16 protein-coding genes are annotated in these 20,462 nt (G+C 65.5%); 12 read left to right on the plus strand and 4 right to left on the minus strand.

What is annotated here, in order from left to right; translation table 11 throughout:
- The first annotated feature begins 225 nt into the window (after positions 1-225).
- Positions 226-423, plus strand: coding sequence for a hypothetical protein (locus AA75_RS53955; RefSeq protein ID WP_033819525.1), 198 nt, complete (start codon positions 226-228; stop codon positions 421-423).
- Positions 424-453: 30 nt separating this feature from the next.
- Here the strand turns inward: AA75_RS53955 and AA75_RS10110 are convergent, their stop codons facing one another.
- Positions 454-1,962 carry a hypothetical protein gene (locus AA75_RS10110; protein ID WP_033819526.1) on the minus strand — a complete coding sequence of 503 codons (1,509 nt, stop codon included), beginning with the start codon at positions 1,960-1,962 and terminating at the stop codon, positions 454-456.
- A gap of 591 nt (positions 1,963-2,553) precedes the next feature.
- Between AA75_RS10110 and AA75_RS10115 the strand changes: the two genes are divergently transcribed.
- The 4 genes from AA75_RS10115 to AA75_RS10130 all read left to right on the plus strand — a co-directional run bounded on the left by AA75_RS10115 (position 2,554) and on the right by AA75_RS10130 (position 9,590).
- Positions 2,554-4,176 (plus strand): GMC oxidoreductase, encoded by a 1,623-nt coding sequence (locus AA75_RS10115; RefSeq protein ID WP_051812081.1) that lies wholly within the window; start codon positions 2,554-2,556, stop codon positions 4,174-4,176.
- A 107-nt stretch (positions 4,177-4,283) separates the two neighbouring features.
- Positions 4,284-6,098 carry a glycoside hydrolase family 15 protein gene (locus AA75_RS10120; protein WP_033819528.1) on the plus strand — a complete coding sequence of 605 codons (1,815 nt, stop codon included), beginning with the start codon at positions 4,284-4,286 and terminating at the stop codon, positions 6,096-6,098.
- An 862-nt stretch (positions 6,099-6,960) separates the two neighbouring features.
- Entirely contained in the window at positions 6,961-7,200 is a 240-nt protein-coding gene (locus tag AA75_RS10125) for a hypothetical protein (protein WP_033819529.1), read from the plus strand.
- A complete protein-coding gene (locus AA75_RS10130; protein WP_033819530.1) occupies positions 7,200-9,590 on the plus strand; it encodes a hypothetical protein in 2,391 nt (796 codons plus the stop codon). Before AA75_RS10125 ends, AA75_RS10130 begins: the two co-directional genes overlap by 1 nt.
- Positions 9,591-9,987: 397 nt before the next feature.
- Here the strand turns inward: AA75_RS10130 and AA75_RS10135 are convergent, their stop codons facing one another.
- Together AA75_RS10135 and AA75_RS10140 are read right to left on the minus strand one after the other, a co-directional pair.
- Positions 9,988-11,268 (minus strand): hypothetical protein, encoded by a 1,281-nt coding sequence (locus AA75_RS10135; protein WP_033819531.1) that lies wholly within the window; start codon positions 11,266-11,268, stop codon positions 9,988-9,990.
- A 135-nt stretch (positions 11,269-11,403) separates the two neighbouring features.
- Positions 11,404-12,729 carry a DUF2252 domain-containing protein gene (locus AA75_RS10140; protein WP_033819532.1) on the minus strand — a complete coding sequence of 442 codons (1,326 nt, stop codon included), beginning with the start codon at positions 12,727-12,729 and terminating at the stop codon, positions 11,404-11,406.
- A 237-nt stretch (positions 12,730-12,966) separates the two neighbouring features.
- On the opposite strand from AA75_RS10140, the gene AA75_RS10145 reads away from it, so the two are divergent.
- The 6 genes from AA75_RS10145 (at position 12,967) to AA75_RS47250 (ending at position 18,020) form a co-directional block, all read left to right on the plus strand.
- Complete coding sequence (locus AA75_RS10145; protein WP_033819533.1) at positions 12,967-14,067, plus strand: LLM class flavin-dependent oxidoreductase; 1,101 nt, start codon at positions 12,967-12,969, stop codon at positions 14,065-14,067.
- Positions 14,064-14,714: a CE1759 family FMN reductase gene (locus tag AA75_RS10150; RefSeq protein ID WP_033819534.1), complete on the plus strand. Its 651-nt coding sequence runs from the start codon at positions 14,064-14,066 to the stop codon at positions 14,712-14,714. The genes AA75_RS10145 and AA75_RS10150 overlap by 4 nt, the downstream gene beginning before the upstream one ends.
- A gap of 187 nt (positions 14,715-14,901) precedes the next feature.
- Positions 14,902-15,624, plus strand: coding sequence for a FadR/GntR family transcriptional regulator (locus AA75_RS10155; protein WP_033819535.1), 723 nt, complete (start codon positions 14,902-14,904; stop codon positions 15,622-15,624).
- Positions 15,621-16,316 carry a sterol desaturase family protein gene (locus tag AA75_RS10160; RefSeq protein ID WP_051812083.1) on the plus strand — a complete coding sequence of 232 codons (696 nt, stop codon included), beginning with the start codon at positions 15,621-15,623 and terminating at the stop codon, positions 16,314-16,316. Before AA75_RS10155 ends, AA75_RS10160 begins: the two co-directional genes overlap by 4 nt.
- A 219-nt stretch (positions 16,317-16,535) precedes the next feature.
- A complete protein-coding gene (locus tag AA75_RS10165; protein WP_033819536.1) occupies positions 16,536-17,375 on the plus strand; it encodes an alpha/beta fold hydrolase in 840 nt (279 codons plus the stop codon).
- A 186-nt stretch (positions 17,376-17,561) separates the two neighbouring features.
- Positions 17,562-18,020, plus strand: coding sequence for a hypothetical protein (locus AA75_RS47250; protein WP_149038053.1), 459 nt, complete (start codon positions 17,562-17,564; stop codon positions 18,018-18,020).
- 59 nt (positions 18,021-18,079) lie between these two features.
- On the opposite strand, the gene AA75_RS10175 is transcribed toward AA75_RS47250, so the two are convergent.
- Positions 18,080-19,102 carry a helix-turn-helix domain-containing protein gene (locus AA75_RS10175; RefSeq protein WP_051812084.1) on the minus strand — a complete coding sequence of 341 codons (1,023 nt, stop codon included), beginning with the start codon at positions 19,100-19,102 and terminating at the stop codon, positions 18,080-18,082.
- A gap of 305 nt (positions 19,103-19,407) precedes the next feature.
- Between AA75_RS10175 and AA75_RS47255 the strand changes: the two genes are divergently transcribed.
- Positions 19,408-20,211, plus strand: a complete 804-nt coding sequence (locus AA75_RS47255) for a hypothetical protein (RefSeq protein WP_149038054.1) — start codon at positions 19,408-19,410, stop codon at positions 20,209-20,211.
- Positions 20,212-20,462 lie beyond the last annotated feature (251 nt).

Raw genomic sequence — 20,462 nt, forward strand, 5'->3', positions numbered from 1 at the left:
CCTCGCCGTCACAACCCTCGCCCTGGCCACTGCTCTCACTGCGGGGGCGGCTCTGCCCGCAACCGCCACCACGCCTGCGTCCAGCGCCCCCGGCGTCCGCGACGCCGACCGCCCAAGGCATACGACCGCGTCACCGTGCGCCAGCTGCTCGACCACACGAGCGGCCTGCCCAGGCCCGCAGGAACCCCTGGCCCGGCCGACGGACCCGGATGGCAGCTCAAGTCCGTGACGCCCGAAGACTTCTTGCGCGAGTCGAACGCCGCGGCGGCCACCGACGTGCCGCCAGCAACGCCCGCCGCACAGCAGTACAACGGGCTCCACTCCTTGGTCCTCGGCCTGCAACTGCGCCACCTGGTCACCGGCGCCGCCGGGGACGACCTCGTCGAAGCCCTGCTCTGCTGGCCGGCGACCGACCGGGGGTGACGATCTCCGGGCCGGACACCGAGGTGGAGGTCAGCCAAGATGACGGACCGCGCCCTTGGCGGACTCCCGCCACAAGCGCCTCGCATCTGTGAAGCATCTGGTGAAGATGTTCGCCGAGTCCCTGAAGTAGCGAATCCTCTGCTTCGCCTCGTCCTGCGGGAGCCCTTCTTTGATCATCGCCTTGACCTTTTCGGTCTCGCGCTTCAGTAGGTTGCTCATCATTTCTTCGCGACTCGTCCGGATGGCTGCGATGAAGTCATCGATGGCTCCGGATCCCTCCAATGCGACGAACGCTGCCATACTTTCGTAGTTGCCATGGAGGAGCCAATTCGCCGAATCTGTGTCAGCCTTCTCGTTTCCGCTCGGATGAAACATGAGAACCCTGTGGGAAGGTTCGACGACCCGAGCCCTGAATACCGCTCCGAACCTGCCGCACAGGTCGGCCCGCTGCTCCTTCCATGTTTCGTTGATGATCATGAAGGCTTCAAAGCCTGGTTGATCTTCCTCGCCGGCCTCCCTCTTATATTCGTTCGGCAGTGAACCCCAGAAGGTCGTCTCGGCCGTCACGACGATGTTCGTCAGCAGTTCGGATCCGCCGCCCTCATCTGTGAGGAGCCGCCATGCGTTACCGGACAGGCCGGAGTAGCCCAGGGCGTACTTGGCTGCGGCCGGATTGCCGGCGTCCGGCTTCGGCAGCGACGGAAGCCCCCAATCAGCCGGGATTCTCTCGACCTCGGGAAGCTTCTCCTGCTGCGACGGGACAAATTCATCAACCACCCCTCTCAGGAAATTCTCCTTCTCCGTTCCTTCCAGTCTGCGCGCCTTCTCCGCCTGCGCCTCCAGGTACTGCCGCCGCGCTTTCTCGGTCAGCCGGCCGTCCTCCAGCCGGAGCAGTTCATCATGCAGACGGCCGACCTCGTCGATATCGGAATTCAGCTGGTTCATCCGGTCCTGCGTTACCGGCTGCGGCTTGTACGAGTCGTCCATGGGATGGTTGCCGCCATTCCAGTCCACCTGGTAGTCGTACCAGGTGGTTTCGATGTTGCTGAAAGAGGACAGGCCCTTCAGGCGCGCATAGAAGTCGACGACGCCCGGATCGGCGACGAGCTCGTAATCTTCCAGGTCCTCCTCGTCGTCGCTGCTGATCGTCAGTGCCGCCCCGGTGGAGACATGCTTGCAGGCGCTTTGCATGATCCTCAGGGGGGCGGCGAAAAGGTCGGCACCTGTTGAACTGAATGCCTGGACTCCTCCCTGGGATATGATCTTGTAGCCCAGGATCTCCGATGGAATCCAGCCCTGCTGAAGGGGGATATGGTTGGTTTCGAGCATCCACTTCAGCACTCCGGCCAGCTGGGCGCAGTCCGCGCACGCGCGGGCCTGGGCGGCAATCTTGCTGTAATTTGTCACTACGTCGTCACGGCTTTCCGTTCCCCAGTTGGTGGCGCAGTACATCATGAAATGTGCGGGAACCAGATTTTCCGACCATTGGTAGCTGATCGCCTGCTGATAGTTGCAGGCGAGAATGGCCCCGGCATCCATCTGAAGCTCAGCATACCTATTTGTGATGCTATCGATTGGTGACGTGCTGGCACTCCGACCCTTTCTGGTGCTGCTGGTGCACAAGTTGACGGAAATCTGTGATTCATCGGATTTGACTGCAGGGGTGAGTGTTGCCGGTCGGAGCGGGCCGGTACGTGAGCAGAGAAATCCTCTATAGGACGGTAGTTGCTCGCGTGCCGTGGGATACCCGGCACCGAGGCAGCGGGCGGGGCAGCCCGGACTTCCCTTCGGTGAGGTTTCCCGGCGGCCGATCTCCGGCGAAGCCGCTCCGCCGGGAGGGTGCGGACCTGGAGGGGCCCGGCCGCTCACAGCATGGATGTGCGCTCCGCAGAGCCCTGGCGGTCAGGTCCGGATCGCATGAGAGTGGTCCGCTGGCGGGCGCCACGGCCCGGCCACCGAAAAATCCCCCCGCCGCCACCCCTTGGCCGGAGCAGAAAGGCGCGGTACACCGTCAACACGGCGGCGCGCTGCTCACGTCCCTCGTGACAGGCCCTCAGGACTCTACCATCTCGCGCCGGTTCCGCCGACAGGGAAGGCCAACCCATTTCAGGCCGAACGGAAGGCACAGCCATGCCCGAAAGATCATTATCACGCCGTCAGTTCCTCTCCGGAACAGCAGCGCTGGCCGGAACGTTGACCGCCTCGTCGCTGTTCCTCAAGGCAGCGGCGGCGCCCGCGAGAGCACTGGAGAGCGGGGACCGGGTGCCGGCACTGGTGGTCGGCAGCGGTTACGGCGGAGCCGTGACCGCGCTGCGGCTGACGCAGGCCGGTATACCGACCGCCCTGGTCGAGATGGGACGGAGCTGGACCACACCCGGCAGTGACGGGAACGTCTTCTGCACCATGCTGGCCCCCGATGGACGCTCCACCTGGCTGCGGACCCGGACAGACCAGCCGGTGAGCTACTTCCTGGGGGCGCCCTACAACAGGAGCATCACCCGCTACACCGGTGTCCTCGACTGCGAGCACTTCGCGGCCACCCGCGTCTACCAGGGCCGCGGGGTGGGCGGCGGTTCACTGGTCAACGGGGGGATGGCCGTGGTGCCGCGGCGCCCGTACTTCGAGGAGATCCTGCCGCAGGTCGACGCGGACGCGATGTACGGCGTCTATTTCCCCCGGGCCAACGCCGGACTCGGCACCAACACCATGGACCAGGCATGGTACGAATCCGCATCCTGCTACCGGTACGCGAGGGTGGGCGCGCAGCAGGCACAGGACGCCGGCTTCAGGACCGTCTCCGTTCCCAACGTCTACAGCTTTCCCCACCTCCGGGACGAGCTGGCCGGCACCGCGCCGCGCTCGGCGCTGGCCGGCGAGGTCATCTACGGCAACAACCACGGCAAGCAGTCGCTGGACAAGACCTACCTGGCGGCCGCAGCCGCCACCGGGCGGCTCTCGATCAGCCCGCTCCACCAGGTCACCGCCGTTCAGCCGGCCGTGATCGGTAGCGGCTACACCGTGGAGATGTCGCAGCTGGACACCGCGGGGAACGTCATCGCCAGGAAGACCGTCACCGCCGACAAGGTCTTCCTCGCCGCGGGCAGCGTCGGCACCAGCAAGCTGCTGGTGACGATGCGGGCCACCGGCCGCCTGCCGGACCTGTCCGCCGCCGTCGGACAGGAGTGGGGCAACAACGGCAACGTCATGGTCGGCCGCGCCAATCACCTGTGGTCGCCGACCGGATCGCTCCAGTCCTGCATACCGGTCCAGGGCATCGACAACTGGGACGACCCGGGCGGTCCCTGCTTCGCGGAGATCTCCCCCTTCCCCGCCGGCACCGAGCTCTGGATCAGCCTCTACCTGGCGATCACCAAGAACCCGAACCGGGCCGCCTTCACCTACAACACCGGCACCGGCGGCGTGGACCTGAGCTGGCAGCCCTCCTTCACAGCACCGTCGATCGCCGCCGCGGAACGGGTCTTCGACCGGATCAACGCCGCCGAGGGCACGGTCTACCGCAGCGACCTGTTCGGGGTCCACAAGACCTGGGGCGACGACTTCGTCTACCACCCCCTCGGCGGCTGCGTCCTCGGCAAGGCCACCGACCCGTACGGGCGGCTGCCCGAGTACCCCGGCCTCTACGTCACCGACGGCTCCCTGATCCCGGGCAGCACCGGCGTCAACCCGTTCGTGACCATCACGGCCCTGGCGGAGCGGAACATCGAGAACGTGCTCGCGAACGATTTCGCCTGACGCCAGGACAACTGCCCCATCGAGCAGCGTGAAAGCCGTGCACACTGCCCGATCCACTCGACCCGACAGCCAACGATCCTGGCCCCGCTCCGGGGCAAGGTGATGCCATGCCCGGACGCATCGAAGACTACGCACTCATCGGCGACCTGCAGACGGCGGCACTGGTGGGCAGGGACGGCTCGATCGACTGGCTCTGCCTGCCGCGATTCGACTCGGCCAGCTGCTTCGCCGCCCTGCTCGGAGGCGACGAGCACGGCCACTGGCGCCTCGCCCCCGCGTTCGAGGGCGAGGCACCGGAGCGCTCCTACGTCGGCGACAGCCTGGTGCTGCAGACCGAATGGACCACGTCGACCGGCCGCGTCCGGGTGATCGATTTCATGCCGCAACGCGACCGCACCCCCGACGTGATGCGCATCGTCGAGGGCGTCAGCGGCTCCGTGAAGATGGTGGGGGAGCTACGGCTGCGCTTCGACTACGGACGGATCATCCCGTGGATGCGCCGCACCGAGAACCACCGCATCGCCGTCGCCGGCCCGGACGCCGTCTGGCTGAGATGCGGAAACGGATCCCCCAACGGCGTGCGCACCAGGGGACGCGACTTCGCCACCATCTCCGAGTTCACCGTCCATGCGGGCGAACGGATACCGTTCGTGCTCAGCTGGACCCCCTCACACCACCGGCAGGGCCCCCGCCAGGACCCGGAGAAGGCGCTGCGGCACACCCTCGAAGACTGGCAGACCTGGTCGTCGCGCTTCTCGGCGCAGGTCGCCGAGACGGACGTCGCGGCGGTACGCCGCTCGCTGATCACGTTGAAGGCGCTCACCTATGAACCGACGGGCGGCATCGTCGCCGCCGCCACGGCGGGACTGCCGGAAGAGATCGGCGGCGAGCGGAACTGGGACTACCGCTTCTGCTGGCTGCGGGACTCCACCATGACCCTGTCGGCACTGCTCAACGCGGGCTACCACCAGGAGGCCAGAGCCTGGTACGACTGGTTGCTGCGCGCCATCGCCGGCGACCCGGCCGAGCTGCAGATCATGTACGGCGTCGGCGGAGAACGCCGACTACCAGAGGAGACCGCCGACTGGCTCCCCGGCTACGAGGGCTCCCGGCCGGTCCGCTTCGGGAACGCCGCCGTCGACCAGCTGCAACTGGACGTGTACGGCGAGGTGGTGGACACCCTCTACCTGGCCCATCGGTCCGGCATCCGGATCGAGCGTCACGTGTGGAGCATGCTGGTCAGACTGCTGGAGTTCCTGGAGGAACGCTGGTCCGACCCGGACGAGGGTCTGTGGGAGGTACGGGGCCCACGCCGGCACTTCGTCCACTCCAAGATCATGTGCTGGGCGGCGTACGACCGTGCGGTCAAGCTCGCGGAGGAGACCAGGCTCCCGGGCCCCGTCGAGCGCTGGCGCGAGCTGCGCGACCTCATCCACAGCGACGTCTGCACCCGGGGCGTCGACCACCGGCGCGGCGTCTTCACCCAGTACTACGGCGGCCGTGAGCTGGACGCGGCCACGCTCTTCGCGGTCAAGTCCGGTTTCCTGCCCGCCGACGACCCGCGGGTGGCCGCGACGGTCGAGGCGATCCGCCGCGACCTGCACCACGACGGCTTCATCCTCCGCTACCCGACACCTGCGGCCGAGCAGCAGGCGGACGCGGTGGACGGGCTCACCGGATCCGAAGGAGCCTTCCTGGCCTGCTCCTACTGGCTCTGCGACGCCCTGATCGCCATCGGCAGAACCGACGAGGCGCGGGAACTCTTCGACCGGCTGCGCGGTCTGGCCAACGACCTCGGCCTGATATCCGAGGAGTGGGATCCGCTTGCGGGCCGCCAACTCGGCAACACCCCACAGGCGTTCACCCACGTCGCCCTCGTGAACACCGCGCTTGCACTCGGTCGTGCAGAAGAACGCGCCTGACAGCGCAGGCCTCGTCGGGTGCGACTGCTGCGCGCAGCCGTCTCCCTGCGCTCCGCGCTCCCTGCGACCGGAGGGACGGGATGTGTCCACGGCGTCGTCTGAACGTGCGCAATCTGTCGGTCCGTCTGTCAGCCGAGTTGCCGACCGGTGAGAACGATCTGCGCGAGATCCTGCGCGAGCCGAGCAGCGAGCTGGTCACGGACCACTGCCGCACCTGTGATCTGTCCGGCCCGGACAGCCCTTCGTCACTGGGATCGTGGCCAAGGGGCCGGCACGCATCATCGCCACGGCCCGGCAGGCACTGGCCGAAACCCCGCCGGGTGTATACCGGGGAAAGCCACACGATGATGCGACGGCCCGGCGGTGTGTCGTTACCCACGGCACGCCGCCTCCAGTACACCGGGGCCGGCACGTTGCTCGGACGGTCTGGTGGTCGGCAGACTTTCCGCGTCCAGAATATGGGTGGTACTGCACTTCGGATCCTTCCTCGATTCCTCGTTGACAAATAGGGGCGCGGTGCGCACGAGATATGCGGATCGACATGCCCGCACATCTGCCCGATGGCGCACTCTCCCGGAACCCGAAGAATGCTAACTTAGCGTGACTTCCAGGGGGGAAGTGACGAGTGGGTGCAGCTATGCAAAATTCAAAATCCGGCGGAAAGGGCCCTTCCCCGGATGCCGGACCCTGCCACGGTGGACCCGAGACACATCCAGGAGGGGCATCGAAACTGGACGTCGGCGGTTCTGGGGTCGGCCCGGCACAGCCGGTGGCCCCATCCGGGGCGGCCGGCGGCGAGGAATCACAACAGTACGAGATTCTTCCGGATCAGTTGTTTTCGGCAGGGAGATACGTCGAAGCAATGAAGGTCTGGCAGGCCGCGCTGAAGATTGAAGGCCTGGCCGCCGACGAGCGCGCCGCCCTTCAGTTCAACATGCTTGTCGGCGAACTCGCACTCATCGCGAACGGCAAGTCGGACACGGGCAGGCTGGGAAAGATGATCAGGGGGGTTGGAATGGAGACCGTCGAATCCGCCTGCATGGACAGAGGTCGCCCCGATGTGGCGGATTTCTGCCGCACCGTACTCGAAAATTCGGAGTGATGGTGGAGCCCAGGTACCTGATTTCGCCCGACCTCGTCGCAGCGGTCGGCGAGCACGCCACCGTCCTGCATGCACTGTACGGGGAGGAGGACTATTCCGGGGATGGAAGGAAGCGCATAAATCACGCTGCACTCATGGCGGATCTCATATATCTGGTATATGCCCTGGAATTCGAGATTCCCAACTATGCGGAGCCGGTGACCGAGGCCGACGAGGCAATAGAAAGGAATCGCAAGAGAATCCTCGAGAGGATTTCATGCATCAAGGGGGAGGTGGAAGACCTCAGGCGCCACGTGGACGAGACCTACACGCTCGGTGCCCTCGAGGACCAGGCGACCTGGCGGGCCGACGAGGACCAGGAGGGGTATCGGGATTTTACGGCGTGGGCTGTCGAGAGTCTCGACAGCCTGGCCAGGAAGATGCGTGTGAACGAGCAGGCCATAGCTTCCTCACTGGGCTCGCTGAAAACAGATCTTGATGATTACGCAAACTGCCCGGATCCCGTCAGCGGCGCTCCGCTCTGGCTTAACTCCAATGGTGAGGTAATCGATTTGGGCCAGCGGATCGTCAGTCATGTCAAATTGGCTATCGTCCGGTTCGATCGCCTCTGTCAGGCCTGGATGGACATCGGCAGCGACCTGACCGTCCCGGGCAATCCTCTGCACGATGTACAGCCACAGGAGGAGATCTTCTTCCACGGCACGACGAGCAACGATGTGGGAGCGAAGATCCAGACCTCCGGGCTGAAGCCCAGTGGATGGGGTGCTTATGGGAGAGGGGCCTACGCCACCCCATATCTGGAGACCGCTTCGGAATACACCGATGATGGTGCTCGCACTCTCGTGAACAAGGGACCCGGGCCGATTTTGAAGAGCGAGCTCGCACATGGTGTGGAGGTCCTGCATCTCTACAAGGTGGGGAGCCTCGGACTGAAGGATGATTTCGCTGATCTTTTCGAAGCGCGCCGGGTTCCGAAAGAACTACGTGATCTACCGGACTTCCCACCGGGGGCGGCGACAACTGATACCTGGGGAATCTGGGCGAGGGAGCATGGATACCGGGCCACTCAGATCCATGTACCGAGGAAGGAACCGAAGCAGGGGCACAAGAAACATCACCTGGTCGCTTTCGATCCGGATGCCCTCAAAATCCTCCTGATGGTCGATATCACCAACAGGAACCACCCCAATCACGCGTGGTGGCGCAACCGGGGACTGCTGCAGCGAAGGACCGACTTCACGTCCGAAGAGGTCCGCCGGACCTTGAAGCCCAGGCTGACGAATGTCGTAGGAAATCTCGACCAGGCCGCTGAGCTGCTGAGCGAGCCGCAGCAGCGCACCAGGCTACGGGACAATCCTCCGACTCCGCGTGACCCCCAGTCACCGGGAATTCAGGTGAAGGGTGAGTGGCACGGGGAGAGCCGCGCCCGGTCGGCTGCCCGCAACAAGGCTCTGCCGGATGATGTCGGTCGGGCCGGGACCTACTATTATGATGCGGCGGAACGCGAGGAGTTGGTGGCCCATCCGGACTGTGTGTCGGGACGCCTGCTGCTCAAAAATGGTAAGCCTTTTCCATCGGGCCGTTACGGTTGGGTCACCGATGCCGGGGAAAAGTCCAATCGGCTCTATCTGTTCGACCCGAAGGCCATTGCCGTCACCGACCGTGACGGGAATAGCATCTTCGGGAAGAAATTCATTCCGCTGGGCACGGTCGAGCAATTCAACACGATGGTGAAGGAACTGCAGAGAACGGACATCGACTGGTACATCGAGTTCATCCACCACTCGTCCGTCCTGGCCGGTGCCAACGTCGGCGGTGCCGGGGAGATCATCATCGAGGAGGGCGGGTACATCGAGAGTATGACCAACAAGAGCGGACACTATGAGCCTGGCAGCGAAGACATGTACCAGGCCCTGGGTGATCTCTCGGCCGCAGGCTACGACATCGTCGGCGAACGCCGCGGAAAATCTCCCACGGTCGAAATCATAGGTCCGAATGGAAACACCGAGATGACTGCTGCGGAGTTTCTGTCCGGACCAGCCGATCTCGGTCTCCGAGCCGCGCGCAAGGAGGCCGCGAACGAGGCGGCTGCGACGCAGGCCGTATACCGTGAGCATCTTGACAGGTCCGCGGAGGTGCGTCGCATCCGACACGAGGAGACGGTGGAGGCGGAGCGGGAGGAACAGCGGCGGCAACGTATCGAGGAGTTCAAGGAAGCGCATCCGGACACCCATGTCGCGAGATTCGATGACGACGGTGAGGCGGTCCTTTACAGCACGGACAGCACTCCCATCAGCACCTACCGCAATCGTAGCCCGGAAGACAGTCGAACCAGTGACCAAGAAATTGAGGAATCTGATTCCCTCGAGGACCCCGAGAAATCCGATTGACATCACCTGTCCCGCCGCATTCGACCCGCCGCGAGTGGCTGGTCGTGTGTGTGGGGCGCAGCGCTGCTCGTCATCCGGAAGGCGGACGGGGTCGGAGGGCGGCCGGCGTGCCGCAGTGGGCGTCGTTGTTGGGCTGTCGCTGGACGCCGCGATTCCGGGTTCTGTGTCCGTGTCCGCCGGTCTGATCGCTGAGCGCTTACGGGGCGCCATCGGCTTCTGGGTCCGGCAGGCCCGGACACGGTCCAGTTCGGGTTCGGTCTGGCGGCTTCGACGGGCATGCCCGCCTCTGACTGGGAACTGCCGCCGCTCGTCGCCTGCGGCGGCAGTTGTTCTCCGCTGTTTCCAGCTTCGTGGTCACCGTCCGCTGCCGGCGGCCCTGCGTGAGCCCGACGCGCGGTCAGATACCCTCAGGGCTAATCATCGCCAGGGCTCTGTCGAGGCCGGTCTGAATTTCTAGAATCACGTGGAAGTATCTTTCGGAATGAAGCGTGTAATCATTCTCTGCTTTCCGTGCCTCCAGGATTGTGAAATGGCTGGAGTCGGGCTCATCCTGAGTGATGAGCGTATGGAAGCACTGCAGGGATTTGATCAGTTTGTCCAGGTTGGATGTAGCATCGATCAGCCTGCCCTGGTGGAATTTGACCAGAGTGACTATGTCCTTCACAGTCTTGCTCCCGGGCGCTTTGGATGGCCCGAGCTTTTTTATGGATGGCTTGATCGCGTTAATCGTATCAATATTGCCGAGCCCTTCCTCCTCGTATTCCATGAGGAGAGGTTTGAGGGTGGCGCGAGCATCGGAGGCAGCCGCTGCGGTGCTCCTCAGGTTATCTCTTATTGCCTGGAGCGCTGCCTCGCGGCTTTCATCGGGAATTTCGGGGGGGATGAGAAAAGCTGCCTCGCCGTCGTCTGCAAGCCGTTCGGAGGAATCTCGAACGGCTTTAAGGGATTCGGCGAGCTTCTTGATCTGGTCGTCATCTGCGGCAAGTGAGCCGTACACCAGGGACAGGCCGCTGATCAGATCGTCCAGCTTCTTGCTTTCGGCTTCGTGGGCAGATCTTTCCTCTGCCGCGTACATGGCATTGAGATCGGCCAGTCGGGTGCCTAGATTCTCCATTTTGCGCGACATCGAGACGAAGCCTCTTGCGGCGCGTATGATGACGTCTGCGCGTATTTTTGCTGCGGCGTAGTTCGTTTCCGCGGATTGGAACAGGTGTCCGAGAGATGCTGTCGTCGACCCGGCCCCCGCCCTTCCTTCTTCCGCGACCAGGAGCTCAAGGTCGGAGAGGCTGGACCCTGCGTTGTCCAGCGCATCAATAATCCTCTTTATTTGATTCCTGATCACCTTCCTGTCGGTGCTTGTGAACATTTCGAAGGCGGTGATCGCCCCCCGCCCCGGGTTACGCCTCCCCCATATGCCTTTTATCGTCCTGTAAATGCGAACGGTCGCCGATTCGTACTTTTTCAGATTGATGGAGATTTCATCGATTGCCTTGCTGAACTCCACCGGCAGCTTGCGTATCAGATCGGCGTCGAAGCTGGCCTTCAAGTTTGCCGATGTGTCGCGCATGCCGTTTACGGTCGAAACGAGGGATGCCCATTCGCGGGTGAATTCTTCGGCCAGTTCTTCCGATGTGGCGAAGATCTCGACCTTCTCCGGTGAAATATGATCATGCTCCATGATTAGCCTCCTGCCGTACGGTTCTTGAATTTTGTGCCAGGCCTCTTGCACAGCGTGCGGTCCGATCGGCCGGCGGTGCGCCGTCCCCGACGGTTTCCTGTCCGCTGAGTTCTGCCATTCGTTCCAGCGGTCCGGTCATAGCCCGGGGATCCGGGCGTTGCGGTGGAGATCGACGAAGAGCTGGTGGTCGGCGCGGGTCCGGGCCCCGTAGGTGTGGGCGAAGTCCACCAGGAGGTCGATGAATCCCCGTTCGTCCCGGGCGATCGCCGCGTCTATGGCGTGCTCGGTGGAGAAGGGCACCAGGCTGTGGCCGCCGGACTCGTCGGCCGCGGCGTGCATGGTGGCGGTGGTCCGGCCGAGGCACTCCGTGACCGCGAGCAGGTCGGCGCCCTCGTTGAGGTCGGTCCAGTCGAGGTCGGTGGCGTAGGGCGAGACCTCGGCGACCAGTTGGCCGCGTTCGCCGAGCACGGTGTGGCCGAGCCAGGGATCGCTGTGGTCCTGGAGGGCCCGTTGGGAGATCACCGTCCGGTGGCCCTCGTGCTGGAAATGGCCGCGGACGGCCGGATCGTCGATGTGCCGTGCGGCCGCAGGCGTCTGGCCCTGTTTCATATAGATGATCACATCGTTCTCGAGGGCGTCGGTGGGGCCTTCCAGCAGCAGGTTGTAGGAGGGGAGGCCGGCGCTGCCGATGCCGATGCCCCGGCGTCCGACCACGTCCTTGACCCGCAGTGAGTTCGGGCGGGTGCGGGAGGCGGGCGGCAGGGTGCCGAGGTAGCGGGCGAAGGCCGTGAGGACGTCGGCCCGGGTGGCCTCGTCCAGCTCGACGGCGCCGTTGCCGGTCAGGAAGCGCCGCTCGTACCCCTCGACGACGGTGTCGGCCTCCAGCAGTGCGACCCGGGTCCGCATGCGCGCCCGGTGCAGGGCGTCGAGGATCGGGCCGGTGGCCGTGTCGAGGGTGTACGAGGCGGGCCGGCCGGAGGTGACCAGGGCGCCGATCTGGGCACGGTACGCCGTCGCGAAGGTCCTCACCAGGTCGGTGATCATCGAGTCGGAGAGCGCCTTGGCGTAGCCGATCAGTGCCAGGGAGGCGGCCAGCCGCTGTACGTCCCAGACGAAGGCCCCGACGTACGCCTCGTCGAAGTCGTTCACGTTGAAGACCAGCCGGCCCTCGGAGTTGAGGTAGGTGCCGAAGTTCTCGGCGTGCAGATCACCGTGGATCCAGACCCTGCCGGTCCGCTCGTCGAGAAAGGCGGAGCCGTAGGAGGCGAACGGTCCGTCCGCCACATCCGCGTAGTAGAGGCAGGCGGTGCCCCGGTAGAAGGCGAACGCGGAGGCTGCCATCTTGCGGAACTTCACCCGGAAGGCGGCCGGGTCCTCGGCCATCAGCTCGCCGAAGGCGGCGTCGAAGACCCGCAGGATGGTCGCGCAGCGATCGGCGGGGTCGGGAACGGCGGCGGACATGTGCGGCATCCTTCGGGGGCGGACGGCAGGATCACCGCCAGGATCCGGGCACGGCGGACCACATGTCCTGCCCCTCGGTACCGCGTGGCGGGCAGAGTGGCCGTGGGCGCGGAGCGGGGGACCGGTCACCGCCACAGGTGCCGCAGCGCCGGACGTGCGGCGCGGCGGGAATACCCCCGCGTCGCGGCTGGTTCGCGAGCATGATTGAATATTCAATCAAAAGAGGAGTTGAGGACGATGCAGTTCGGGATCTTCACCGTCGGCGACGTGACCACCGACCCCACCACCGGTCGGACCCCGACCGAGCGCGAGCGGATCAAGGCCATGCTGGCGATCGCGCTGAAAGCCGAGGAGGTAGGCCTCGACGTCTTCGCCACCGGCGAGCACCACAACCCACCGTTCGTCCCCTCCTCGCCGACCACCATGCTCGGCTACATCGCCGCACGCACCGAGAGCCTGATCCTTTCGACCTCCACGACGCTGATCACCACCAACGACCCGGTGAAGATCGCCGAGGACTTCGCGATGCTCCAGCACGTCGCCGACGGCCGCGTCGACCTGATGATGGGCCGCGGCAACACCGGCCCGGTCTACCCCTGGTTCGGCAAGGACATCCGCGACGGCATCGACCTCGCCGTCGAGAACTACGCCCTGCTGCGCCGCCTGTGGGACGAGGACGTCGTCACCTGGAAGGGCAAGTTCCGCACCCCGCTGCAGTCCTTCACCTCCACCCCCCGCCCGCTGGACGGCGTCGCCCCCTTCGTGTGGCACGGCTCCATCCGCTCGCCCGAGATCGCCGAACAGGCCGCCTACTACGGCGACGGCTTCTTCCACAACAACATCTTCTGGCCCGCCGCCCACACCAAGCAGATGGTGAACCTCTACCGGCAGCGCTACGCCCACTACGGACACGGCACCCCCGAGCAGGCCATCGTGGGCCTCGGCGGCCAGGTCTTCATGCGCAAGCGCTCGCAGGACGCGGTACGCGAGTTCCGCCCCTACTTCGACAACGCGCCGGTCTACGGGCACGGCCCGTCCCTGGAGGAGTTCACCTCCCAGACCCCGCTCACCGTCGGGTCGCCGCAGGAGGTCATCGACCGCACCCTGTCCTTCCGTGACCACGTCGGCGACTACCAGCGCCAGCTGTTCCTGATGGACCACGCGGGCCTTCCGCTGAAGACCGTGCTGGAGCAGCTCGACCTGCTCGGCGAGGAGGTCGTACCGGTCCTGCGCAAGGAGTTCGCCAACCTGCGCCCGGCCGGCGTGCCGGACGCACCGACGCACCAGGCCCGGGTGGCCGCCGCTCAGGAGACCACGAAGGAGGGAAGGACGGCATGAAGCTGATCGTCGTATCGGCAGGGTTGAGTTCGCCCTCCGCCACCCGCCTGCTCGCCGACCGGCTCGCGGCCGCGACGCTCGGGCACGTCGATGCGGAGCTCGAAGTGATCGAACTTCGGGACCTCGCCACCGACATCGCCCAGCACTTCGTCACCGGGTTCCCGTCCGCCCGGCTGGCCGCCGCGCTCGACGGCGTGGCGGCCGCGGACGGCCTGATCACCGTGACACCGGTGTTCGCGGCGTCCTACAGCGGTCTGTTCAAGTCGTTCTTCGACGTCATCGACAAGGACGCGCTCACCGGGAAACCCGTGCTCCTCGGCGCGACCGGCGGCACCGCCCGGCACTCCCTGGTCACCGAACACGCCATGCGCCCGCTGTTCACCCACCTGCGCGCGCTCGTCCTGCCGACCGCCGTCTACGCCGCCTCTGAGGACTGGGGCGAGGAAGGCCTGGCGCAGCGGATCGCGCGGGCCGGCGCGGAGCTGGCCCATTTCCTGACGCCCGCCGCACGGGGTACCACCCCGGACGTCGACACCGCCGCCGCGATCGCACCCCGCTCGCTGACCGGGGCGATCACCTCGGTGGATCCGCAGGACGGCTTCGACGTGGTGCCGTTCGCACAACGGCTGGCCGCGCTACGGGTGTAGGAGCCGCAACCGCCCTCCCCGGTCCGCGGCCACCTCCGCCGGACCCGGGGGGCGAGACCCGGGCCCCGCACCGCGCGGGCCGCGACCTGGACTGCACCGGAGTGCCCCCGTATGCAGGTGAAGATCCGGAACTCCCGGTGGTCAGACCTCTTGACCACTCGGGGAGATGTGACTCAGCCTGGAGCACGTGGCGGACTTCACCGTGGTGAGACGAACTGCGTTGTCAGATGCGGTCTTTGACCAGATCGCCAACAGGATCCTGGACGGGACGCTGCCTGCGGGCTCGTCCCTGCCACCGGAACGGAGCCTGACCGAGACGTTCGGAGTCAACCGGCAGGCACTGCGCGAGGCCCTTCAACGCCTGAGCCAGCTCGGCCTGGTGGAGATCCGGCACGGGGAGTCAACCCGGGTACGGGACTTCCGGACCAGCGCCGGGCTCGATCTGGTGCCACACCTCCTGCAGCGCACCGACGGCACGATCGACCTGCTGGTCGTCAGGGCGATGACGGAGATGAGGTCGGCGGTCGGCGCCGACGCCGCCGCGCTGTGCGCCGCCCGGGCGGGCGAGGCCGAAGTCCGTGCGCTGAGGGACGTGCTGAGCGAGTTCTCGGATCCGGACGGCGAGAGCCGGCCGACCGCGGACATCCGCTTCTGGGACCTGGTCGTCGACGGCTCGGGAAACATCTGCTACCGGCTCGCGCTCAACGGCATGCGCGCCCTGTACCGCCGGGCGGAGCCGCTGGTCAGAAACGTCCTCGCCACAGAACGCAGCGCCGTGCACCTGTACGGAGAGGTGGTCGAGGCCATCTCCGACCATGATCCGGAACGGGCCCGGTCACGCGCAGCCCTGTTGCTGGAACACGGCGCCGCCGTGATGAACGCCCTCTTCCCCGGGTCGGAGAACAGATGAACCCCGAACAGCGGACGGCGCAGTTCCGTGCGGCCGGTCTCACCCTGCGGAGTGCGGCCCGTCTCTTCTCGCGCTACCCCAGCCCGCGCGTCCTCATCCCGGCGGCCGCGCTGACCGTCGCCGCACGGGTGAGCCTCGGACGGTGGTCCCGGCGCGACGTGAGGATCGCCGCGACGATCGTGACGCTGGAGCCGTTCCTGGAATGGCTGGTCCACGTCCACATCCTTCACCAGCGGCCACGGACGTTCAGAGGACGCACCGTCGACTCCTTCGCCGCACGCAAACACCGCCGGCACCACCTGAACCCGCGTGATCCCGCCCTGGCCTTCATCCTCCCCAACAGGCGGATCGCGCCCGTTGCCGTGGCCGGCATCGCCGCTGTGAACACCGCCGTCCACCGGTCCACCCGTACCGCCCTGACCGGAACCGCCACGTCACTGCTCCTGCTCACCGCGTTCGAGTGGACGCACTTCCTCATGCACTCGTCCTACAAGCCGAAGAACCCGCTGTACCGGGAGATCCGGCGGACGCATCAACTGCACCACTTCCGGAACGAGAAGTACTGGTTCGGCATCGTCACGCCGGTCTCCGACATCGTGCTCAACACCAACCCGGCGAAGGACGAGGTGCAGCCCTCGAAGACGGTCAAGACCCTCGGCATCACGGAACCCGTCTCCCCGGCCGAGTTGTGATCGCGGGTGCCGGTGCGGAAGCAAAGCTGGCCGGCCGGCCGGCCGGGGCGAGCGCCGCGGCTCGCGGCCTCGATCGGCCTCCGGCGCGGTGGACCTGAGCGGAATCACCCGTTCGGATGTGATAAGTGTTTGTCATCGTTTTCCCTGGGCTATCCATGGCTGGGGCGTAGCCTGAAAGGCCGCCCTCCGGGCATTTAATTCGGTTCCAGGAAGGCGTTCATGAATATCCGTTCAGCGATTTTCCGCCCCATTGCCGTAGGCGTGCTCGCAGGCGCACTAGGCTTCGGTACCGCGCTCTCCGCCGAGGCGGATTCTCACGGTCACGGTCACCACCCGACGGCGCGTCCGACGATCGTCCTGGTCCACGGCGCCTTCGCCGATGCCTCCAGCTGGGAATCGGTGGTGGCACGGCTGCAGCACGAGGGCTACCGGGTGATCGCCCCGGCCAATCCGCTGCGCGGCCTCCATCAGGACTCGTCCTACCTGGTGAGTTTCCTCAAGAGCCTGGGGGACACCGAAATCATTCTGGGCGGTCATTCATACGGCGGCGAGGTGATCACCGAGGCAGCCTCGGACCCCGATGTCAAACCTCACATCAAAGCACTGGTCTACATCGCCGCGATCGCTCCCGAGGTGGGGGAGAGTGCCGGTTCGATCCTCGCCGCCTTCCCGGGGAGCGAGCTGACGCCGGAGAACCAGAACGCGGTCCCGTACACCCGCCCGGACGGCAGCACGGGGACGGACCTCTACATCAAGCCCGAGGCTTTCCGGCCGGTCTTCGCGGGTGACCTGCCCCAGGAGAAGACGGACGTCATGGCCGCCACCCAGCGGCCCATCGACCAGTCCGCGCTGGGCGACACCGCCGACAGCGCGGCCTGGAAGGACATCCCGTCGTGGTACCTCGTCGCGTGCGGCGACAAGACCATCCCGCCCGCGGCGGAGCAGTTCATGGCCGAGAGGGCGAACTCCACGACGGTGAGTGTGAACTCCTCCCACGCGGCGCCGGTCTCTCACCCGGAGGAAGTCACCAACCTGATCCTCGACGCCGCGTCGTCGTGAGCGACCCACTGCGGAACAGGGACTCACCGCGGTGAGAGGGATGATGAGCGACGGCCCGCCGGGACCTCCGGCGGGCCGTCGGGCGTCCGCGCCGGGCGGTCGGGGGCCCTGGCTCCGGCGGGTCGTGCCTGAAGGGGAAGTCGGTTCGGGAAGCCCGAAAGAGGGAGCGGCTGCCAGTATCGACGCATGACCCGATATGTATCAGAGGACTCTGCAGGATCGATCCAAGCGCCGCCCGATGCGGCAATCTATTCCTACGAAGTGAAATTGCGCTACTCGGAGCATATTCCGTTGGGCGCCAATGATTCGTCCGGAGTTGACAGTGAGTGGATCGACGTCCGTCAGGATGCGGTGGTCGTGGAATTCAATCTGCCCACCCCGAGATATGAGGAGAGCGGGGGGAGCCTGATCACTTGTAAAGTCCGGCTCTGGGACAAGAGCAACAGATCGTCAATCGTCTGCAGCGGGGTAGAAGAATTCACAACCCAGTTCAAGCCGGGGGAGGACGGAAGGAAGTGCCTGGTCATCAGGGACTTTGACAGCGTCCACCGAAACCCCGAGACCGGTCTGCCGAGGTGCCTCTACAGCATCTGGCTGGATTCCGAGGACGTGAACGCAGAGGTGACCGTCTCGCTCTGGGCGTGAGCCTGTCACGCGCCGCGGGCCGACGATGTAAACCGCGCCTGCCGACTCCGTCCGGCGGATCATCGTGCGGCGGGTGGGGGGAAAGCCGCCACAGGCCGTCCGGGGGCGGGAGGCGTGCCGTACAGCAGACGCAGACCGAGGTGCGTGAGGCTGTGACGGGTGATGCCGCGCTCGCGCGTGGTGGTGATCAGGCCCCCTGCGCGCAGGGCATTGAGGTGGTGGCTGGCCGTCGCGGCGGAGATGCCGACCCGGGTGGCCAGTTCGGCGGTGCTCCGAACGGTGGCGAGCGCGGCAAGGGCCGCGGCCCGGGTGCGACCGAGGAGACGGACGAGACCGGGGTCGAGGTGCGGGGTGTCCTCCGGGAGACCGGCGAGCTGGTGGCGCACCGGAAAATAGAGCTCGATGGGAGCCTGCTCGTCGTAGTTGTCGAGGCGCGCGGTCGGGACCCGCAGGAAGAATGCGGGTATCAGGAGCAACCCCCGGCCGGACAGGTGGACGTCGACGTCGTGCGGAATGTGGCACGGGACGGTGAGGATCGGGAACTCCCAGCTGATCGCCGGGTGAAGGCCGTTCAGCATGGTGCCGGTGGCGGCTGACGCACGGCCGTACGCGGCCCGGACGGCCTGCTCCACGTACCGCCAGGCCGGCGCGACCGCCAGACGGTGGTAGGCGCTCAACAGCCCGATCAGTCTCTCGGTGGCCTCCGGACGCCCGTGGTGGACGTCGGCGATCCACTGCGGCAGGTCGGGTCGCATACTGCGGGTCACCGCCAGATCGGAGATGGCCCGGGCGGCGGGCTTCGACCGCACGGCGGACAGCGCGTCTGCCAGAGTGGCGGCTCCGGTGGGCGCGAGGAGGAGTTCGGGCACCGTGCCGTCGTCGGGTGTGACGAGTGCGAACAGCTGCCGTTCACTTCGGCCGAGGCTCTGGCCGACCTCCGCCGACCACCGGGCGAACGGTTCGCTGCGCGCCTGCGGCTGTTGCAGGAGCTGGAGGCTGAGCACCGTCTCCATCAGCGGCTCGGGGTGTGGCGCCCAGCGGATCCGGTTGAGGTCGGTCGTGGTGAAGTGAATACGGAGCATCGTCTCCCCAGCTGCGCGGCACCACCGGCAAGCGGCGCTCCTCGGCGGCGCATGCCGCACGATCGAATGATCATGACATGAGCGCCCGACGTCCGGGAGTCCCCCGGAAGCGGTGGGCGGCCCGATCAAGCCGGGCGCCTGCAGGCGTGGCTACCGAGTTGGCGCTTGCACGACGATTCCGAACCCTGCCTGGAAGTGTGGCTCAGCAGGGCATCGTGAGGATCCGGGCAGAGAGATATCTTGATCGTGTGCCTAATCTCCCGAAACAGAGCACTCCAAATTAATCATGTTTCTCAGGAGGAATAATGCTTGCCGAAGGTGAAGTTGGCGAATTTGGCATTTCAGGAGTCCCGTATGCGGCAGTGACGACTTGCCTGACGGTCACCTGCCTGCTCGATGACGGAAATCACGTGGGCGGGCATCTTAGCCTGCAGAGGAGCGGAACGGCGCTCGCCTCGGACGAAGTGCTGCCTGCAATGAAGGGGATTGTGGGGAGCAGGCGTATTGTCAGGATGCATCTTGCGGGCGTTCTTGATAGCTGGAGCTCGGATTTCCTCGATGTGCCGTACATGGATGCGCAGGGAGTTATTGAAATATATCAAGGAGGGGTTCAGCCGACGGATGGAAACAGCCTTTTCTGGGACATATACTCAAGGGTTGAGCCGGAGCCCGATGATGACGCATGGGAATGGCTTCCGCCATCGTTTGTGAATATGACGGGGGCATTTACGGTCACCCTCGAAGCGCCAGGTCGCCAAATTTCCCCCAAGGATGGGGAGGGTGAATCATATGCAGACGGTGTTGACTATGAGAATTCTGCCGCTGCCGCCTTCGATGAATACCTCAAGGGCCTCGCAAGAGACATTTTCGATAATGGTGGAAATGTGATTGAAGGTGACCAGGTCGTTATGGATGTGCAAGGCCAGGCCTACAAGTTCCCAGCTGTCGGAATTAATCTTTCTGAATCTCCGCAAGATGCAATGTACTCGACCGGTGGTAATTCCTGGCAGTTGTGTGCATCAAATTCCCAGAGCGTTCCAGTATGGCTGAAAGGTGTCGTTATTTCTGAGACTGGATTGATCACGACTACCGACGCATCGGCAGTGTGACACTGACGTCGGCCAGTCTGGCGAGCCCGCCTACGCCGGGCACTGCGCAACGCCGTGTCCGGCAGGGGCTGGAAGATCGCGCTGCCGGACGCCGGTGTCCCCGGGGGGTAGGCGGGTAGGCGGGAGTGGGCGGCGCGGGGCGGTTCGCGTGCAGCGGGGATCCGCCGGAGCACCGGCTTGCGGTAGGGCCGGAGCCGGTACCGCCTGGGTCTCCGCGATGTGGCGGCGGGTGGTACGCAGGGACATGCCCA

The sequence above is a fragment of the Kitasatospora sp. MBT63 genome (genome assembly GCF_000710465.2).
Lineage (GTDB): Bacteria > Actinomycetota > Actinomycetes > Streptomycetales > Streptomycetaceae > Kitasatospora.

Coding starts and splice junctions, on each gene's coding strand:
- AA75_RS10110 (WP_033819526.1), bottom strand. CDS start 1,962: ATGGATGCCGGGGCCATTCTCGCCTGCAACTATCAGCAGGCGATCAGC.
- AA75_RS10115 (WP_051812081.1), top strand. CDS start 2,554: ATGCCCGAAAGATCATTATCACGCCGTCAGTTCCTCTCCGGAACAGCA.
- AA75_RS10120 (WP_033819528.1), top strand. CDS start 4,284: ATGCCCGGACGCATCGAAGACTACGCACTCATCGGCGACCTGCAGACG.
- AA75_RS10125 (WP_033819529.1), top strand. CDS start 6,961: ATGAAGGTCTGGCAGGCCGCGCTGAAGATTGAAGGCCTGGCCGCCGAC.
- AA75_RS10130 (WP_033819530.1), top strand. CDS start 7,200: ATGGTGGAGCCCAGGTACCTGATTTCGCCCGACCTCGTCGCAGCGGTC.
- AA75_RS10135 (WP_033819531.1), bottom strand. CDS start 11,268: ATGGAGCATGATCATATTTCACCGGAGAAGGTCGAGATCTTCGCCACA.
- AA75_RS10140 (WP_033819532.1), bottom strand. CDS start 12,729: ATGTCCGCCGCCGTTCCCGACCCCGCCGATCGCTGCGCGACCATCCTG.
- AA75_RS10145 (WP_033819533.1), top strand. CDS start 12,967: ATGCAGTTCGGGATCTTCACCGTCGGCGACGTGACCACCGACCCCACC.
- AA75_RS10150 (WP_033819534.1), top strand. CDS start 14,064: ATGAAGCTGATCGTCGTATCGGCAGGGTTGAGTTCGCCCTCCGCCACC.
- AA75_RS10160 (WP_051812083.1), top strand. CDS start 15,621: ATGAACCCCGAACAGCGGACGGCGCAGTTCCGTGCGGCCGGTCTCACC.
- AA75_RS10165 (WP_033819536.1), top strand. CDS start 16,536: ATGAATATCCGTTCAGCGATTTTCCGCCCCATTGCCGTAGGCGTGCTC.
- AA75_RS47250 (WP_149038053.1), top strand. CDS start 17,562: ATGACCCGATATGTATCAGAGGACTCTGCAGGATCGATCCAAGCGCCG.
- AA75_RS10175 (WP_051812084.1), bottom strand. CDS start 19,102: ATGCTCCGTATTCACTTCACCACGACCGACCTCAACCGGATCCGCTGG.
- AA75_RS47255 (WP_149038054.1), top strand. CDS start 19,408: ATGCTTGCCGAAGGTGAAGTTGGCGAATTTGGCATTTCAGGAGTCCCG.